The 17181-nt window shown below is 48.7% G+C and carries 16 protein-coding genes; 8 read left to right on the top strand and 8 right to left on the bottom strand.

Annotated elements, in window-relative coordinates; translation table 11 throughout:
* Window positions 1-166 precede the first annotated feature (166 nt).
* The 7 genes from M1D61_RS02420 to M1D61_RS02390 all read right to left on the bottom strand — a co-directional run bounded on the left by M1D61_RS02420 (window position 167) and on the right by M1D61_RS02390 (window position 6231).
* On the bottom strand, window positions 167-595 hold the full coding sequence (locus M1D61_RS02420) for a DoxX family protein (RefSeq protein ID WP_458121034.1): 429 nt from the start codon (window positions 593-595) through the stop codon (window positions 167-169).
* 109 nt (window positions 596-704) lie between these two features.
* The gene (locus M1D61_RS02415; RefSeq protein WP_458121033.1) at window positions 705-1586 is read right to left on the bottom strand and encodes a M56 family metallopeptidase; all 882 of its coding nucleotides are present in this window, start codon (window positions 1584-1586) and stop codon (window positions 705-707) included.
* Window positions 1568-1984, bottom strand: a complete 417-nt coding sequence (locus tag M1D61_RS02410) for a BlaI/MecI/CopY family transcriptional regulator (RefSeq protein ID WP_458121032.1) — start codon at window positions 1982-1984, stop codon at window positions 1568-1570. The genes M1D61_RS02415 and M1D61_RS02410 overlap by 19 nt, the downstream gene beginning before the upstream one ends.
* Window positions 1985-2354: 370 nt before the next feature.
* Entirely contained in the window at window positions 2355-2792 is a 438-nt protein-coding gene (locus tag M1D61_RS02405) for a hypothetical protein (protein WP_458121031.1), read from the bottom strand.
* Between the two features lie 462 nt (window positions 2793-3254).
* The gene (locus M1D61_RS02400; RefSeq protein ID WP_458121030.1) at window positions 3255-4715 is read right to left on the bottom strand and encodes a catalase; all 1461 of its coding nucleotides are present in this window, start codon (window positions 4713-4715) and stop codon (window positions 3255-3257) included.
* A 329-nt stretch (window positions 4716-5044) separates the two neighbouring features.
* Window positions 5045-5860 (bottom strand): winged helix-turn-helix transcriptional regulator, encoded by an 816-nt coding sequence (locus tag M1D61_RS02395; protein WP_458121029.1) that lies wholly within the window; start codon window positions 5858-5860, stop codon window positions 5045-5047.
* A complete protein-coding gene (locus tag M1D61_RS02390) occupies window positions 5836-6231 on the bottom strand; it encodes a Fur family transcriptional regulator (RefSeq protein WP_046212781.1) in 396 nt (131 codons plus the stop codon). Before M1D61_RS02390 ends, M1D61_RS02395 begins: the two co-directional genes overlap by 25 nt.
* A gap of 530 nt (window positions 6232-6761) precedes the next feature.
* Here M1D61_RS02390 and M1D61_RS02385 point away from each other — a divergent pair.
* Window positions 6762-8129 (top strand): transcriptional regulator, encoded by a 1368-nt coding sequence (locus M1D61_RS02385; protein ID WP_458121028.1) that lies wholly within the window; start codon window positions 6762-6764, stop codon window positions 8127-8129.
* A gap of 657 nt (window positions 8130-8786) precedes the next feature.
* On the opposite strand, the gene M1D61_RS02380 is transcribed toward M1D61_RS02385, so the two are convergent.
* Window positions 8787-9728: an aldo/keto reductase family protein gene (locus M1D61_RS02380; RefSeq protein ID WP_458122395.1), complete on the bottom strand. Its 942-nt coding sequence runs from the start codon at window positions 9726-9728 to the stop codon at window positions 8787-8789.
* Window positions 9729-10072: 344 nt separating this feature from the next.
* Here M1D61_RS02380 and M1D61_RS02375 point away from each other — a divergent pair, with 344 nt between their 5' ends.
* The 7 genes from M1D61_RS02375 (at window position 10073) to pstB (ending at window position 17181) form a co-directional block, all read left to right on the top strand.
* Window positions 10073-11167, top strand: a complete 1095-nt coding sequence (locus tag M1D61_RS02375) for an AI-2E family transporter (protein WP_458121027.1) — start codon at window positions 10073-10075, stop codon at window positions 11165-11167.
* A 411-nt stretch (window positions 11168-11578) separates the two neighbouring features.
* Complete coding sequence (locus M1D61_RS02370; protein ID WP_458121026.1) at window positions 11579-12433, top strand: manganese catalase family protein; 855 nt, start codon at window positions 11579-11581, stop codon at window positions 12431-12433.
* Between the two features lie 259 nt (window positions 12434-12692).
* Window positions 12693-13034 (top strand): YtxH domain-containing protein, encoded by a 342-nt coding sequence (locus tag M1D61_RS02365; protein ID WP_458121025.1) that lies wholly within the window; start codon window positions 12693-12695, stop codon window positions 13032-13034.
* A 341-nt stretch (window positions 13035-13375) separates the two neighbouring features.
* Window positions 13376-14314, top strand: coding sequence for a phosphate ABC transporter substrate-binding protein (locus M1D61_RS02360; RefSeq protein ID WP_458121024.1), 939 nt, complete (start codon window positions 13376-13378; stop codon window positions 14312-14314).
* Between the two features lie 187 nt (window positions 14315-14501).
* Window positions 14502-15428 (top strand): phosphate ABC transporter permease subunit PstC, encoded by a 927-nt coding sequence (gene pstC, locus M1D61_RS02355; RefSeq protein ID WP_046212774.1) that lies wholly within the window; start codon window positions 14502-14504, stop codon window positions 15426-15428.
* Complete coding sequence (gene pstA / locus M1D61_RS02350) at window positions 15425-16354, top strand: phosphate ABC transporter permease PstA (RefSeq protein ID WP_458121023.1); 930 nt, start codon at window positions 15425-15427, stop codon at window positions 16352-16354. Before pstC ends, pstA begins: the two co-directional genes overlap by 4 nt.
* A 71-nt stretch (window positions 16355-16425) precedes the next feature.
* Window positions 16426-17181, top strand: a complete 756-nt coding sequence (gene pstB / locus M1D61_RS02345; RefSeq protein WP_458121022.1) for a phosphate ABC transporter ATP-binding protein PstB — start codon at window positions 16426-16428, stop codon at window positions 17179-17181.

The raw sequence follows: 17181 nt of genomic DNA, 5'->3' as shown, positions 1-17181 counted from the left end.
TATGATACTTACACCTGTATCTTTTCCATAGTGTTTCCACAAAATTATCAGATGAATTTGGACACGACAAAAGAGGACACGGATAATCGCGTCCTCCGAGTATACCTTCTGTTATGCCTCGAATCATTCATAGCGGAATCAACCGATAAACAGCTGAATGCTATCGTTATCCATTCTCTGCCAGGCGGCGGTTCTGACTGCGTTCTCTGCCCCAGAACATACCGTCCAGCGACAGCAGTGCGCTGCCGCTGATCGCCATCTGCAGACTCGTAATCAGCAGCAGATAGTTGAACTCGGTACCCATCAGGAACGGATCCCCTTTGTGCGCAGTAACGAGAGTACCCACAATGATGCAGGCTGTTACGACACCGGCGATCCGGGTGAACAATCCGACGATAAGTGCGATCCCTCCAGCAATTTCCAGTACAGCTACAACCGGAGCCAGCCAGCCCGGCAATCCCATCCCCTGAAAGAATCCCATCGTGCCGCCGATTCCACCCTGAAACTTGGACAGGCCATGCAGCAAGAATATTAGTCCTGTCAGCACTCTCGTAATCAGTATTCCCACTTCCACATTTCTTCTTGTCATATTCATTACAACGCCTCCTTGATAGCTTTACACTACATACTGTAGTGTTATGGTATAAAATAAAACCGCTGCGCCGGACATGCCTTACATTCAGCATGTCCGGCCTTCATTTTACTCATATCAGCGACCATAATAACAAAGTACTGAGCAGAATCAGCACCGGCAGGGAGACAAGAATCGACCACCATGGAAATCGGGGCGACAGTCCACTCTGCGGGTCGATAATCCGTTGTATCCGGTAATTCAGCGATGTGTCTGCAAAGGACGTATAGATCATACGTGCCGACACTTCCATCCGGGAACGGGAGCGTTTGACCAGCTTCAGCAGCGCGCCGCCAAGGCCTACAGGCGTACCAAGACGCTCAATCGCATAATTATCCGCCAAAATTTCGCGTGAGATTTTGTAATGCAGTGCCAACGTCCGAACAACCGGCAAAAACCACAGCGCACAGGCTGCCTGTCTCAGCAGGAACGCCGTCAGCGGATCACGCTGATGATAATGAAATAGTTCGTGGTGCAGTACCGCCTGCCGTTCATCCTCATTTAACAGGGATAACAGTCCTTCGGACAATACGATGCGCCGGTTCACAATACCGATCGTCAACGCTAACGGCTGCTCACACGAGACGATCAAAAATACATCCCGACCATCCGGGCTGTAGCGCTTATTGTAGTCTGCCGACAGCCGGTGATTCTCCAGCTGAAGGAAGCGCCGCATCGCCCGAAATGATCCATACCACTGATCCAGTCCATAACCAATATACAGCACAAATGTGCACAGGACCAGCGTCTCCAGCAGATGGCTCACCGACAGCCAGCCATGTGCCTGCATCCACTGATTGCAGATGCGCAACAAGTCAAACGGAATATTCCAACCGAAAAATACATGCAGTGCGTACATCACCATCAGACCCATCGTAAACAAAGTGATGAACAGCCCTGTCTTCAGCAGTCTCACGGAACGACGTTGCCACCATTCTACCCGTTGTTTTTCCATTGTCTGATCTTTTCCTCCAAGGCTTGAATAAGTTGAGGATCCACCTCTTCCAGTACATCCACCATGTGGTTTACAGCGAGTGATCCGAACTCTTCCATTAATTCATGAGTTAATTCCCTGGATTGATTGTTCAAAAATTCTGCGCGACTTTCCGACGGAATGTAATGAAAGCTTCTGCCTTCGCTCTGTTTGAGGAGGGCGCCCTTGTCGACGAGACGGTTCATGACCGTCATCACCGTATTGAAGCTAAGCGGCTTGGCCGACTTGAGCGATGTCTGTACTTCCCTGATCGTCATCGGATGGTCCATGTCCCACAGCACATTCATAACCTGTGCTTCCAACGGGCCAAAAAAGCGATCCATCCCTGTGGCACCCACTTTAAAATTTTGTATTTTCATCTTGATCTACGCCACCTCACACTACACATTGTAGTGTAATCATTAAAATGAAGTCAAATTTCAGTACTTAATTGTATATTATCATATTATGCGTATCAGTCCATCCTTTTTTAACAGTTATTTAGGCGATATAGGTATGATAATAAAGAACATCTTCTTTTACTCATTTCATTGCTCATTGTTATGCGCATGAATTACATCAAATAAAATTTGTGTTTATTACCATATAAACCATATGAATATAGGTCGTTATTTACAAAAATACGCGGAACCCGGAAAATCAGGTGTCCGCGCTTCTATACAATCCGGTACGTACATCACAGCCACTTTACTGTATACCGGCACCATTCATCTATTATGATTGATTTGCTCAGCGTTCATCGGTCCAGACGACCGTCAATTCTACCTGTCCATCGGTGGATGCGACGGGCACTGCAGTCAAAATCCAATTTTGGCGAGCCGCCTCGTTGGTCCCCTGAATGACCATCTTGCGCTCGCTTATCGTCTCGATCGCATCCTGCATATCGTGCTCACGGAAATACTCGCTGTAGGTCTTGGCCAGCGTTTCCATACTTAGCCGGGTCTGAAACGTGAACAGAACAAACTTCTCCTCATCAGTACTATTCTGCACTGCTGTAACGGTCTGCGCATCATCGGGAACAGGGAAGCTAGCAGGCAAATTAAGAGGCCGCTGCTGAATGGGCTGCACATTCGAATCCGCCGCTGCATAACCTGCTGTACTCCACAAACCAATTGTCATGAACACTACTACCATACCGCATATCCCCAGGCTCCATGATTTCCTCATGATATACCTCTCCTTTGCTGTTGCAATCGCAATCTTGGGCTTACAGCATTCCGGCAAAGTATGGTCTTTACCACAGTGTCCTTATCCACTTGTATCTCCCTGAATGGAATTGATCCCGGCAAGCAGCAGGGTAGTAAGGAAGAAGAAAACAGAAGGAAGCCCACACTATATCCTGCTCATAGTATTGCTTCCTCCTGCTGTATATATGATGGCCAGATCGGCCTTGTCCGCTGCGGCTTACGGGTTCAGGCAGCATGTACGGGGTTCGTCATCCTGCGTTATTTCCCGGCTGAATGCGCCGCAGACAGTGAAAAGTATGAGCTTGTTGAACAGCTCCGTATCCTCTGCTTCCGGGAGAGCGATTCAACAGGCTGTATATAAAAGCATCCTGCCTTTTGGGTGATTATAAAATCATACCCCTTCAGGTTACAAAAGCAGGCTGCTGGATAACGTTACTACGAATCAGGAACGCATCTGGGACATGAATTCACTAATATCCACATTCAGTCCCTGAGCGAGACGCATGCCGTATTCACGATCTGCACGGATAAAGTTACAGATCGCGCGCAGCTGGATATCCTTTTTCACTCCCTGTAAATCATTAACCAAATTTTGAAGTAAATTATCTCTTTGTTCGGCTGTATAGGAACGATATTGTTCACCCGCCTGGGTGAAGTCATCGGTTTTCTCGATTTTCTGACGGGTCACCTTGCCTTTGATCTCTACTTCGCTGTCACGATAGGCTGGATCTTCAACAGGTCCATCCGTATAACTGTTTGGTTCATAGTTGAAACGGGAATTATCCTGGTTCACATTCATCAGTCCATCACGCTGGTGATTGCGCACCGGTGCGTACGGGCAGTTGATCGGAATCTGCAGATAATTCGGTCCCAGGCGGTGGCGCTGTGTATCCGGATAGGAGAACAGACGACCCTGCAGCAGCTTGTCTTCCGACGGCTCAATACCGGGTACGAGCGCGCTTGGAGAGAATGCGGACTGCTCCACTTCGGCAAAAAAGTTGTCCGGGTTCTGGTTCAGTGTCATCGTGCCGACCAGATGGAACGGGAACTGCTCTTCCGGCCATACTTTGGTAGGGTCCAGCGGATCAAAGGAGTAGCTGTCGATATCCTCCGGCTTGATGAACTGTACTTTCAGTTCCCACTCCGGGAACTTACCCTGTTCAATATGGTCGAACAGGTCGCGGGTCGCATGGTTAAAGTCTCTGCCCTGCTGCTCACGCACTTCATCAGCGGAGAAAGTACGTACGCCCTGCTTGGATTCCCATTTGTATTTGATATAAGTCACTTTGCCCTCGGCATTAATCCACTTGAAGGCATGAACGCTGAATCCGTCCATCTCGCGGTAATTGGCCGGGGTACCGTGATCCGAGAACAGCCAGGTCATCATATGTGTCGATTCCGGCGTCAGAGTCATGAAATCCCAGTAGCGGCCCGGATTCTGAATATTGGTCTGCGGGTCGGGCTTAAGGGAATGTACCATATCCGGGAATTTGATCGCATCACGGATGAAGAATACCGGCAGATGGTTGCCTACAATATCATAGTTGCCTTCCTGGGTGTAGAACTTAACGGCAAAACCGCGCGGATCGCGTGCCGTCTCCGGAGAACCGACGCCGTGGATAACGGTGGAAAAACGTACAAACACCGGTGTCTCAAGTCCTGCTTCCTGCAGAAAAGCGGCCCGGGTGTATTCCTTCATGCTGTTGGCCACGCGGAATACGCCATGGGCTCCGGCACCGCGGGCATGTACGACACGCTCGGGAATACGTTCACGGTCAAAATGGGCAATCTTCTCGATAAGGTGGTAATCCTCCAGCAGTGCAGGTCCTCTGCGGCCGGCTGTTCTGGAATTCTGGTTATCTCCTACAGGAGCACCCTGGTTGGTGGTTAGACGGTTGTCCATCGTTAGAATCATCCTTTCAAATCGGACAGAATCAAGTCTGCTGTCTTACCGGTCTATTCCTGATCTATTGCCCATCAATGAATTAGACTTGCAATTAGACTTAATTCAAAATCCGTAAGTTTAGAATCATTCTAACATCGTCAACCTTTCGATTCATGAGGTACACATGAGCCTTGGGTGAGTCTTGTATGAGCCTTAAATGAAGAAGGGGTGAATATCCTTTCATCCCGCTCATTATCCTTTTATTTCTCAACAGATCCATTCACCTGTTAAAAGAGAACTTTCAACTAAAAAACCTTCAACTAGCATAGGGAACAAACATTGTCCAATTAATCCGCCAGGCGGTAACCGACGCCGCGGACGGTCGCAATATACTGAGGTGCGGACGCATTGTCGCCGATTTTCTTGCGCAGACTCTTCACATGCACGTCGACCACATTGCTGCCGCCAAAAAACTGGGTGCCCCAGATCTCGCTCATCAGTTGTTCACGGGACAATACACTGCCTTCCCCTTGGATCAGCATGAGCAGCAGATCATATTCCGTCTTGGTCAATTCGACACGCTGCTGTCCGCGGTGCACCGTCATTTTCTTGCGGTCGATCCACAGATCCTTGAATACCGTACGATGCTGGGTATCATCGGCAGCAGGCGCAGCGGGACGGCTCGCATTGGAGCGAATGACACGTTCCACATGATACAGTCCTTCCTGCGGACGCATTGGCCAGACGAGCAGTTCTTCCTCGGTCCACTCCTTCATACCCAGGGCCAGCATCTCCTCACGAACGAGGAAAATGGACGGTACATGAGAATTGTTATCATTTATACGCAGCTTGGCGAGCTCAATATCGCTGCTGCCAGCAGAGGTAATCATATCAAAAATGTACAGATCCGCACCGATTGCGCCGGCACCGTTGTTTTCCCAGCGGTGGAATACCATCACATCAAAGCAGCTGTCGGACAGCATGCGTGTCAGTTCATGAATACGGCTCGGAGCCGGACTGATAATCACGACGCGGCGTGTTACCGGGCAAGCCTGAATCCCCATCTCCATGTCTGCGTAGCTGTTGTCCGGAGCCCAGTTGACGCTGGATCTTGAATCAGAAAGATAATCATTCTCAATTACTTTTTCGATTTGTTTTTGCATTCGGTACACACTCCTTTAAATACAACATGTGCATGATGGACATCGTACCCGGTCTCCTCCGCTACATCAGCGTACCATTGCAGCGGTGCATCGGTCATGACTTCATCCACACGTCCGCAGGTTTCACATACAATATGCTGGTGATCGTCCATTTTGCCATCATAGCGGCTGGCCGTCTCACCAAGCTTGAGTTCACGGATCAAGCCGTTATCTGTCAGGTATCTAAGCGAGTTATATACAGTACCATAAGCGAAATTATGACCACGCTCTACCAACCGGTTCATTACGTCAGCGGCAGTCGGGTGATCCTCGGCGTTGCAGACGATTTCGTAGACAGCTTTGCGCTGCGTCGTCAGATTGATAGTTTTCACATGGATCATTCCCTTAATTTGATTTTAGAATAAGTATAAATCCATTTCAAATGTCGGTCAATAGGTTTACGAATAATACGAGAATCATTCTCATGGATTTTAATTATTTACTATATAATATTCATTAAACGGTTCTTTTGTCCGTGAACAGTTATTCCGCAGTGTCGTATAATGTAGAATAAATGATCGGCAGATATAGGTATTCCAAGTTATGTTTGCGAATCCCTGCAATATAACATGATAAAGCGCAAAAATAGTCGATCCTATACGTTAAAGAAGCTTACTTCAAAGCCGTTTTTTGTTGTGCATAATGTTAGTATTCGTGGTCTTCACTTACACTACGCTATAAAATGGATTGCTCACTGCGCCTTCATCCGCTATATTTTAGTTAAAAACCGTTAACTTTTGCGGCTTGTAAAGCATCCTTATCATGGACCTTACACGAAACGATTCGGCTATACTTCTCTATCCAGCTATTCCCCTGCTTATTAATTGCCTAATCAAGTAATTACACAAAGGAGGTGTGCCCTTTGGATAATCTCCTGCTAATCCGGGATAGACTGGAACAACGTATCCAGCAAGAAGAGATTTCCATGAGCCGTTTTGCCAAGAAATACAATATTAATGTAGGAATCATCAGTTCCATCCTCAATGGCAACCGTGTACTCAGCATCGAGCAGCTCGACAAAATCACCGAGATTCTGGAGCTGGAGAAGGGCACGCTGTATGACCAGTACATTAATGAATACCTCAACGATGCGACACCGGACTGGCGGCGGATCAAACCCTTTCTGTATCGCTGTGTAGAGCTGGACAAACTGGATTGTATCCAGAAAATTGTCAGTATGCTCGCAGGCAAGTCCCAGTATCCGGGATTCCTGTTCGAGACGGCCGAGGACTTTTTCAAGGAAGACAAAAAGGAAGCAGCCAGCATGCTGTATGAAAGTGTAGCCGAGAGTGAGAACAAGCAGCATTCCGAGCGGCTGGCGATCTGCCACTACCGTCTGTTTATGGCGAGGCAGGGCGACGATCAGGAAGAGAACTATCAGCTGGCGATCCGGTTCGAACCATTCGTGGAACGATTGAATGAAGTGGAGCAGCTGGATGCGTATACCGATCTCGCCAATACGTACCGCTCCCTGCGCAACTGGAAAAAGGTCGAGAAAATCGCCGAGATTCTGCTGAATAAAGCCAAGGTGCTCTACGACCGCAAACAGGCCGGCGAGCTGCCCACTGACCGCCAGCCGCAAAAGCCGTGGTTCTTTTACATATCGTATGCGTATCTGCTGCGCGCTCATGCCAATGAGGAGTACAAAGATTACGAACAGGTCGCCCATTACCTGAAGCTGACTACCGAGCTGGACTGGGTGCAGGAAGAGGATGAAGATACTTTATTATGGAAAAACCGGTTTGAAGAATGGGCACGGGCCAACAGCTATGCAGCACGGCTGTATGCCGGTGAGCCGGATGTGCTGGAAGAGTATGTGCAGTATGCGGAGCAGCGGCCGGAAGAACTGCTTGTGTTCCTGCTGAACGTGGTCACTGCGGCCAACCGTCATCGGCTGGACCTGAGTACGGTGCTGCCAAAGTTCAAACATGAGATCGACGATCTGGAAGCACAGGCACTGGATGATGAACTGTATACGCTGCAGCTCAACCTGGAACGTTATGCCCGGCTGCTGTACGAGCTGGCGACGTATTATCTGGAGCATGGGCAGTACGGGCAGGGATTCGGGTATTTGCTGGAGTGTATGCAGCAGTCCCAACAGTGGAATTACAGCCTGCTGCTGCTCAAGTGTACGAATCTGTTCGAGCGGTTCCGAGGCAATGCGATGAAGGATGTAGTGGCAAGGTATGAGGAGCTGTATATGTATACGCAGCGGCTGCTGCATCTTTGAGATGAGTGTGACGGGTTAGGATTGTAGCAAGTTTCTTTTTTGAATTTATCCATAGCTAAAAGACCTTGAGGAGTATCCTCAAAGTCTTTTTTATTGGAAAACAATATGACACAAAAATGCTTTTTGACTATCCATGGCGGAAAGCAAGTAATATGTACAATAATTCTTTTCATCTTCTTTTACATAGAATGTCGATAAGTATTCTATAAATCGTACTAATGAAGTGAATAGACTCCTGGCTTCATTTATATTGAATATGTTCAGTTTAATCATGATATTATATTGGCCGTCTTCATAATGAATAGAAGAATCCGAAATACTATTCTGTCTTTCCAAACTCCCAGTATGATTGTTTTTTGGAAGTCTCTATGTACCATCGACTTTCTTTATTCACAACTTCTTGTTTACCATTCGTACTATTTTTTGAAATACCATGGGCTATATATTTCACTATTAGGTATACCAGGCCATTCTCCGCTACCGGTATCCCAATTTCTCAATAACTCGGCATACTTTGAATCTTTTACTAAGGTTTTAGTCTGTATTGTATATGCATAATATATATTACAAGGGAAACATTTAAGCTTATTAGATACACTTCCAAAACCATAAAGCCCTTCTGTACCTCTATACTACAGAAGGGCTTTTCAGTTAGCGTTATTTCGTCAATACTTCTTCAATCGCATTCACTACATCCTCACTCAGCTTCACACCTGCAGCTCCCGCATTCTGCTGAATCTGTTCCGGACGGCTCGCTCCAACCAGCGCGCTGGAGACGTTGTCTTGACGCAGAATCCAGGCCAGTGCCAGATGGGTCAAAGACAATCCGGCTTCGTCGGCGATACGCTGCAGCTGCTGTACCTGACTCAGGCGCTGTGCATCCAGCTTTTTCTCGTCCCAGCCGAGCTTGGCGGCGCGGCTGTCGGACGGGATTTGGCCGCCGGAGGTGTATTTGCCGGTCAGCAGACCCTGTGCCAGCGGGGAGTAGACAACCTGGCCGATGCCGTATTTCTCGCCGAGCGGGATCACTTCTTCTTCTATATAACGCTCGAACATATTGTAGATCGGCTGGTTGACGACGATCCGATCCAGCAGATACCGGTCGGCTACCCCGACAGCCGCCTGCATCTGTGCAGCGGTCCACTGGCTCACGCCGACGTACAGAATCTTGCCCTGGCGCACCAGATCGTCGAGCGCACGCAGCGTCTCTTCAATTGGCGTCTCCGGGGAGAAGCGGTGGCAGTAGTACAGGTCGATATATTCATGACCGAGCCGCTTCAGGCTGGCATGGCACTGCTCCATAATATGTTTGCGGGACAGGCCTTTGTCATTCGGACCATCTCCCATATTGCCGAATACCTTGGTCGCCAGCACATACGATTCACGCGGATACGATTTCAGTGTCTCGCCGACTACTTTCTCGGCTTCGCCGCGTTCATATACATTGGCGGTATCGAAGAAATTAATGCCCAGATCGTATGCGGCACGGATCGAATTGACCGCATTCTCTCGTTCTACATATCCACCATACGTCAGCCAGCTTCCCAGACTAATCTCACTGACCTTGAGTCCACTTCCACCCAGTCTGCGGTAATTCATCGTCATCGGTTACAGCCTCCTCGTCATATGTATCATGCGTCTGTTCCCTCCAGCAGATATACTGGAATGATACAGCCATCCCTATCGGAATAGGCGCATCTGTGTTCCATTATATCGCCATAAGAATCCGCTTCCAAATTTTTATTCCGAAAATGATTCGGTATCTCCCTCTCCTGCTGCCTGTCGGGAATCCGTATGAAAAATCCGGCATAGCGATTGAGCAGGCTATAATAGCGTTTATATACAGTTATCAGCTCTTTTAAATAGCGAAGTTACTTGAGTTACCATACATATAAGCAACTAAGCCGCATAGAGTTGTACTATTTTTCGGGAGGAACCTGTCTATGATACAAAACCGCTTTTTTCGTATTGGCGCGGGCATCGCGCTGGTACTGCTGATCATCTATCTCGGGACGCTGGTTGATTTTATCTTTGTGCCGATCCGCTCGCTGATCAGTCTTACGATTGTACCCCTACTCATTACCGCTTTTATCTACTATCCGCTGCGTCCGCTGGTGAATTGGCTGGAGCGCAAGCGCAAGGTCAAGCGCTCCATGTCCATACTTATGATCTATGTAGTGATTATTCTGGCTCTGGTCATTTTCTCCATGATCGGCTGGCCAACGCTGCGTGATCAGGTGACGAGCTTTGTGCAGAATACGCCCGAGTTCACTAACAGCATTATTCGTCAGATCGATGCGCTGCAGCACAATTCCTTTATCCAGCAGTATCTGCCGGATCAGGGTGGCAGCAACGATATGCTGTCACGGCTTACCGAATATTTGAATACGGTATTCACCTGGCTGTCGGATCATATTTCCAGCATGTTCTCCTTTGTATCCAATATTGTGCTGGTTATTGCTACCGTTCCGCTCATGCTGTACTACCTGCTTAAGGATGACAAAAAGCTGTCCGAGCGTCTGGTACTGCTGTTCCCGCAGAAGTTTCGTGAAGACGGCAAACTGATGCTGGCCGAGATTGACGATTCCCTGAGCAGCTTTATCGCCGGACGCGTTATCGTTAACTTCGCGCTGTGTGTACTGCTGTATATCGGATTTTTGATCATTGATCTGCCGTATTCCCTGCTGCTCGTATTCCTGGCCTTTTTCCTGAATTTCATCCCGTATATCGGGGCGATTCTGTCGGCTGTGCCTGTAGCGATTGTAGGCTTTATTGAATCGCCAATGATGGGCATCTGGTCAATCGTAATTGTGATTGTAGCCCAGTTGATTCAGAACAACCTGCTGGAACCGATCATTTTTGGAAATCAGCTGGATATTCATCCGTTCACCATCATCGTGCTCCTACTCGTCGGGGGAGACATGGGCGGTATCCTCGGTATGCTGCTCGTTATCCCGATCTATATGGCAGCCAAGATTACGATTGTGCATATTTACCGGATGTATCTGAAACAGAAGATTGGTAGTGACTTCCAGTAGAAAGTACCCCTTTACCAAATCTTCATCTGCATTCAAGCAGCCAAAGTTCGTTAATATTATAGAGTGTGGCAGATCAGTGATAGGCGAAGCAGGCATACTCTGATCTGCTTTTTATTTCCAGATAAAAACATGCTTCTTCCTATTTTTTATTTGCTTGATAAATAACAATTTTGTAATTTCTCTATTCAAAAACAGGTTATATCCAATATGAATTGGTTAATAGTTGTTTGCGATGGCCATCGTATCATTTGGGACACTTTTCATATTGGGCTGCTATGCAGATGTGGATTCATCATCCTGATAGAGCCTGTGCAAAGTGTGACTACTTAACTTGAAGTGAATATGTACAGCGTTACGAATCCCTATGCATCCCGGTTTTATTTTCAAACACAACAAAGGAGGAGTTACATTATGTTCTTTCACATTAAAGAGTTACAGTATACTGCCAAGCCAGACAGACCAGATCCGATTTATGCCAAAAAGCTGCAGGAAGTACTCGGTGGACAGTATGGTGAAATGTCCGTTATGATGCAGTACCTGTTCCAGGGCTGGAATACTCGCGCCGAGAGCAAGTACAAAGACATGCTGCTGGATATCGGTACCGAGGAGATCGGTCACGTGGAAATGCTGGCAACGATGATTGCCCAGCTGCTCGACGACGCACCATTGGATCAGGTAGAGCAAATGGCCAAAGACCCTGCGATCGGAGCTGTACTGGGCGGTATGAATCCACAGCACGCGATCGTATCCAGTCTGGGTGCCCTGCCATCCGACAGTGTTGGTTATCCGTGGAACTCCCGCTATATTGTAGCGAGCGGCGATTTGCTGGCTGATTTCCGTGCCAACCTGAATGCCGAATCTCAGGGACGCCTACAGGTTATCCGCCTGTATGAGCAAACGACAGATCCTGGTATCCGCGATATGCTGTCCTTTATGATCGCCCGCGATACGATGCACCAGAACCAATGGCTGGCCGCTATTTCGGAGATCGAAGCGAAGCAGGGTCCTATCACACCAGCCTCCTTCCCTCCAGAGCTGGAGAAGCGCGAAGTGGTTCACCAGTTCATGAACTTCTCCCAGGGTGAAGAAAGTGCAGCCGGACGCTGGGCCAGCGGTCCTGCAATGGACGGCACAGGCGACTTTGAATATGTACAGCAGCCAAAAGCCTATGGCCAGGCTCCGATCCTGAAGCCGGCTCCAGACTTTATGCACTCCCGTGCAGATCAAGCGCCAAGCATCGTCAATGTAGGTACTTTGAATAAATAAGATCATGCATCACATCTGCCACTATGGCAGATCTGCAAATAAAATAACAGGCCCTGCTCATCTCAAGCAGGGCTTTGTTATCATCATCACTGCATAACGTCTCCCGGACAATCGGGCAGGCGCCACTCAGTCAGGCTGTTATCCGACGAATAAGAGCAGGACGGATAAAATAAATGACCTGATTGCCAACATAACTGGGATAAATCCGCAAATGTGGGTAATAATAAACAAGCACTTCACTACGAAGGGAGTAATGAACATGAATACAGAGACAACAAAGACACTAGCCATTGGTGCAGTAACAGGTGCGCTGGTAGGTGCAGGTGTAGCTGTTCTGGTCGCCCCGCAGCAAGGTGCAAAAGCACGTGCCAAACTGACTCAGGTTACCGAACTGGTCAGAGAAAAAGGGCCGATGATTAACGAAAAAGGTCATGAAATCGCCGAGAAAGGCCAGGAAGTTGTTGGCGTTCTCAAGGAATCCCTTAGCACTGCCAAAGACTTCAAAACCGAAGCACAATCGGCAGTAGGCGAAGTGAAATCCGAGATTCAGGATTTCAAGCAATCCTATAACAGTACAGGCAGTGGCCCGACCACTATGTAACAAGCCTGATGTCATCTGCTGCGAGACAGCCTATGACAATATACATTTCAGTTTAAAAATGCCCCGATTCCGGTGTTCCGGAGACGGGGTATTTTGTTGTGTTTACGTTTCTGTTTTGCATTTCCTTCTATATATATAAAGAACATCCGGAATCCTGCGATTCTTTCCTTTCTGCATTTCCCCTCTGCCCCGCTTACATTTCTCAAACAATTTCGTGAAATTTTAATACAGAGTTTACAAAACTAAGACTTAACTCTAACACTGCACCCATAGAATAAGTCATGTAAGAACAAAACACATAAGAGTATTGCGCCTTTAATTAGGGGGAGGAGACTTTACAAATGTTTAAAAAACTGCCAATCATGCTTCTTACGCTGACAATGGTCCTCGTGCTTGCTGCCTGCGGATCAAACGGCGGAACTACTTCGGGATCGGGTGCTGGTGGAGATACCGGCAACACAGGAGAAACTGGTTCTTCTGAGCTTAGCGGTTCTATTCTGGCTGTAGGTTCCACAGCATTGCAACCACTGGTTGAACAAGTGTCACAAAAGTTTATGGCAGATTCAAAATATGCTAACGTATCCGTTCAAGTACAGGGCGGCGGTAGTGGTACGGGTCTGACTCAGGTGTCTGAAGGTCAAGCCAACATCGGTAACTCCGACGTATTCGCTGAAGAAAAACTGGATGCTGACAAAGCAGCCGAGCTGAAAGATCACCAGGTAGCGGTTGTGGCTATGGCAGCTGTTGCCAACACTGCTGCTAACGTGAAAGACCTGAAAAAACAACAACTGGTTGATATCTTCACTGGTAAAGTAACGAACTGGAAAGAAGTTGGCGGCGCGGATCAAAAGATCGTTGTCATCAACCGTCCAAGCAGCTCCGGTACACGTGCTACTTTTGAGAAGTACGCACTGGGCGAAAAAACGGAAGATCCAGCGGGTTCCATCCAACAGGATTCCTCAGGTACAGTGAAAAAGCTGATCGCTGAAACTCCGGGTGCTATCGGTTACCTGGCACTGTCTTACCTGGATGACAGCGTAGCTCCACTGAGCTATGACGGCGTAGAACCTACGGTTGAAAACGTTGAAGCTGGTAAATACCCAATCTGGGCTTACGAGCACATGTACACCAAAGGTGAGCCGGATGCTGCAACCAAAGCATTCCTGGATTACATGCTGAGCGAAGACGTTCAACAAAGCGATGTAACTGAACTGGGCTACATTCCAATGTCCGGTATGCAGGTACAACGTGATGCAGAAGGTAAAGTTAGCCCGAAGTAAGATTTCAATCGAATATAATGGATGAAAAGATGCAGCTGCTGGCTCGAACGCCATGGCTCGAAGAGGCGGGAACCCCGCCTCTCTTTTCACGTTTTTATACAGAATCATATGTCATCATTCTCCCTTGAATTGTTGAGATACCGGCAAGACATTTATTTTAAAGCATGAAGAAAAGAGGTTATTACTTATGGAGCATTCCAAAGTTACTCCACGGGAAGCACAGCGTCGCAGGCTGCCGCTTGAGAAGCACCGTTTGGAAGACTGGATCGGCAGAATTTATACGTCTATCTGTGTCGTATTCCTGATCGCAGTCATCGTATCCATCGTATATTTTGTTACATCCAAAGGTGTCGCTACCTTTGCTGTAAACGGCGTCAGCCTGACCGAGTTCTTTTTCGGCACACACTGGGCGCCGGATGCGGCTGAGCCTTCGTTTGGTGCACTGCCGGCCATCTCGGGTTCCTTTATGGTCACCTTGCTGGCTGCGCTTCTCGCCAGCCCGCTCAGTATTGCAGCTGCACTGTTCATGACCGAGATCGTGCCTACTTTTGGCAAGCGAATCCTGCAGCCGGCCATCGAGCTGCTGTCCGGTATTCCTTCCGTTGTCTACGGCTTTATCGGTCTGACCCTGATCGTTCCATTCCTGCGCGATAATGTCGGCGGGCAGGGAATTGGTGTGGGTGCCGGTGCACTCGTACTGTCGATTATGATTCTGCCTACCATTACAAGCGTAGCCGCAGATGCGCTGGCCTCTCTGCCGCGCGGTCTGCGCGAAGCTTCCTATGCACTGGGCGCCACACGCTGGCAGACGATCTACCGTGTCGTACTGCCGACGGTTCTGCCTGCACTGCTGACCGGTATCGTACTCGGTATGGCCCGCGCATTTGGTGAGGCACTGGCGGTACAGATGGTTATCGGTAACGCCCCTTACATCCCAACTTCCCTGCTGGAATCCGCATCCACACTGACCAGTGTAATTACACTTGGTATGGGTAACACGGCGATGGGTTCCATTCAGAATAATGCATTATGGAGTATGGCACTCGTACTGATGTTGATGACATTCGTATTCATCCTCATCATCCGCCTGCTCGAAAGGAGAAACCGGATATGACAACGAAAACCGTAAACACCAAAGCCAGAACACGGGCCAGAAATGCAGACAAAATAGCCACGGTTATCATTGTTGCGCTTGCTCTCTCCATTGTGGTGATTCTGCTGGGACTGCTCGGATTTATCCTGTTCCGCGGACTGGGACATATCAGCTGGGACTTCCTGACATCCAAGCCGCAGACGATCCGCGAGGGCGGCGGTATTGGACCGCCACTGTTTAACTCCCTGTACCTGTTGATTCTGACAATGATCATCACCATCCCGCTCGGTCTGGGCGGCGGTATCTATATGTCCGAATATGCCAAACCGGGTAAGATTACCAGTTTTATTCGACTGGTTGTAGAGGTACTATCCTCTTTCCCATCGATTGTTATCGGTCTGTTCGGTTTGCTCGTCTTTGTCAATACATTCAATATGGGCTTCTCCCTGCTGGCAGGTGCACTGGCTCTGACCATTTTCAACCTGCCGCTGATGGTTCGGATTACGGAACAAGCCTTCACTGCTGTACCTCGTGAACAAAAAGAGGCCGGGCTGGCACTGGGATTATCCAAATGGAAAATCATCACTTCCATCATGCTGCCGGTCGCGATTCCTTCGCTCGTTACCGGTACGATTCTGGCCGCCGGTCGTGTATTCGGTGAAGCGGCAGCCCTGCTGTTTACTTCCGGGATGACGACACCTCCGCTGAACTTCTCGGACTGGAATCCACTGCATCCGCGTTCACCGCTGAACCCGCTGCGTCCGGCCGAGACACTGGCGACCCATATCTGGAAAGTCAACAGTGAAGGACTGGCACCGGATGCGATACAGGTTGCGGCTGGCGCTTCGGCTGTACTCGTCATCATGGTACTGATCTTCAACCTGCTGGCACGCTGGTTCGGACGTACGCTGTACCGTTACATGACGGCTTCCAAACGCATGAACTAGATTTCCAGGATCATTTTCGGGACAGATGGTTTCTGTCCCCATGGCAGTCCACTCAAGGAGGATTTTATACTATGGCAATGCCTTTCAGTACTGAAGATCTAAGTGTCTATTATGGCGAATATCAGGCCATCAAAAATATAAGTCTCGGATTCCCGGCCAAGACCGTCACTGCGCTGATCGGTCCTTCCGGCTGCGGGAAATCCACCTTCCTGCGCTCACTGAACCGGATGAACGACGAAATTGCCGGAGCACGCAGTACCGGTCATATCTGGATGGATGGTATTGATCTCGCTGCTCCAACCACCGATGTGATCAAGCTGCGTCAGCGGATCGGCATGGTATGGCAGCGTCCGAACCCATTTTACAAGTCCATCTATGAGAATATCGCATTTGGGCCGCGCTATTACGGAATCAAAAACCGTAAAAAACTCGATGAAATCGTCGAGACCAGTCTGCGCCGCGCTGCGCTCTGGGATGAAGTCAAAGACCGCTTGAAAGAGTCCGCTCTGTCCCTCTCCGGCGGTCAGCAGCAGCGTCTATGCATCGCTCGCGCATTGTCGGTCAATCCGCAGATTCTGCTGCTGGACGAGCCGGCTTCCGCACTGGACCCGGTATCCACCGGCAAAGTCGAAGAACTCATTTCCGAACTAAAAAGCGACCTGCGGATTGTTATCGTTACACACAATATGCAGCAGGCGGCACGGGTATCCGACTACACCGCTTATTTCTACCTCGGCAATCTGGTCGAACATGGGGAGACGAACAAGATTTTCACAAATCCCGATAAAAACTCTACCCAGGAATACATTATGGGACGCTTCGGATGA

It is taken from the genome of Paenibacillus sp. Z6-24 (assembly GCF_054161335.1).
Note: the sequence above shows the minus strand (reverse complement) of the source record. Positions and strands in the feature narration are given on the sequence as shown.

Excerpts from the sequence above, each read along its gene's own strand:
- M1D61_RS02420 (WP_458121034.1), bottom strand. The coding sequence starts at position 595 with ATGAATATGACAAGAAGAAATGTGGAAGTGGGAATACTGATTACGAGA.
- M1D61_RS02415 (WP_458121033.1), bottom strand. The coding sequence starts at position 1,586 with ATGGAAAAACAACGGGTAGAATGGTGGCAACGTCGTTCCGTGAGACTG.
- M1D61_RS02410 (WP_458121032.1), bottom strand. The coding sequence starts at position 1,984 with ATGAAAATACAAAATTTTAAAGTGGGTGCCACAGGGATGGATCGCTTT.
- M1D61_RS02405 (WP_458121031.1), bottom strand. The coding sequence starts at position 2,792 with ATGAGGAAATCATGGAGCCTGGGGATATGCGGTATGGTAGTAGTGTTC.
- M1D61_RS02400 (WP_458121030.1), bottom strand. The coding sequence starts at position 4,715 with ATGGACAACCGTCTAACCACCAACCAGGGTGCTCCTGTAGGAGATAAC.
- M1D61_RS02395 (WP_458121029.1), bottom strand. The coding sequence starts at position 5,860 with ATGCAAAAACAAATCGAAAAAGTAATTGAGAATGATTATCTTTCTGAT.
- M1D61_RS02380 (WP_458122395.1), bottom strand. The coding sequence starts at position 9,728 with ATGAATTACCGCAGACTGGGTGGAAGTGGACTCAAGGTCAGTGAGATT.
- M1D61_RS02375 (WP_458121027.1), top strand. The coding sequence starts at position 10,073 with ATGATACAAAACCGCTTTTTTCGTATTGGCGCGGGCATCGCGCTGGTA.
- M1D61_RS02370 (WP_458121026.1), top strand. The coding sequence starts at position 11,579 with ATGTTCTTTCACATTAAAGAGTTACAGTATACTGCCAAGCCAGACAGA.
- M1D61_RS02365 (WP_458121025.1), top strand. The coding sequence starts at position 12,693 with ATGAATACAGAGACAACAAAGACACTAGCCATTGGTGCAGTAACAGGT.
- M1D61_RS02360 (WP_458121024.1), top strand. The coding sequence starts at position 13,376 with ATGTTTAAAAAACTGCCAATCATGCTTCTTACGCTGACAATGGTCCTC.
- pstC (WP_046212774.1), top strand. The coding sequence starts at position 14,502 with ATGGAGCATTCCAAAGTTACTCCACGGGAAGCACAGCGTCGCAGGCTG.
- pstA (WP_458121023.1), top strand. The coding sequence starts at position 15,425 with ATGACAACGAAAACCGTAAACACCAAAGCCAGAACACGGGCCAGAAAT.
- pstB (WP_458121022.1), top strand. The coding sequence starts at position 16,426 with ATGGCAATGCCTTTCAGTACTGAAGATCTAAGTGTCTATTATGGCGAA.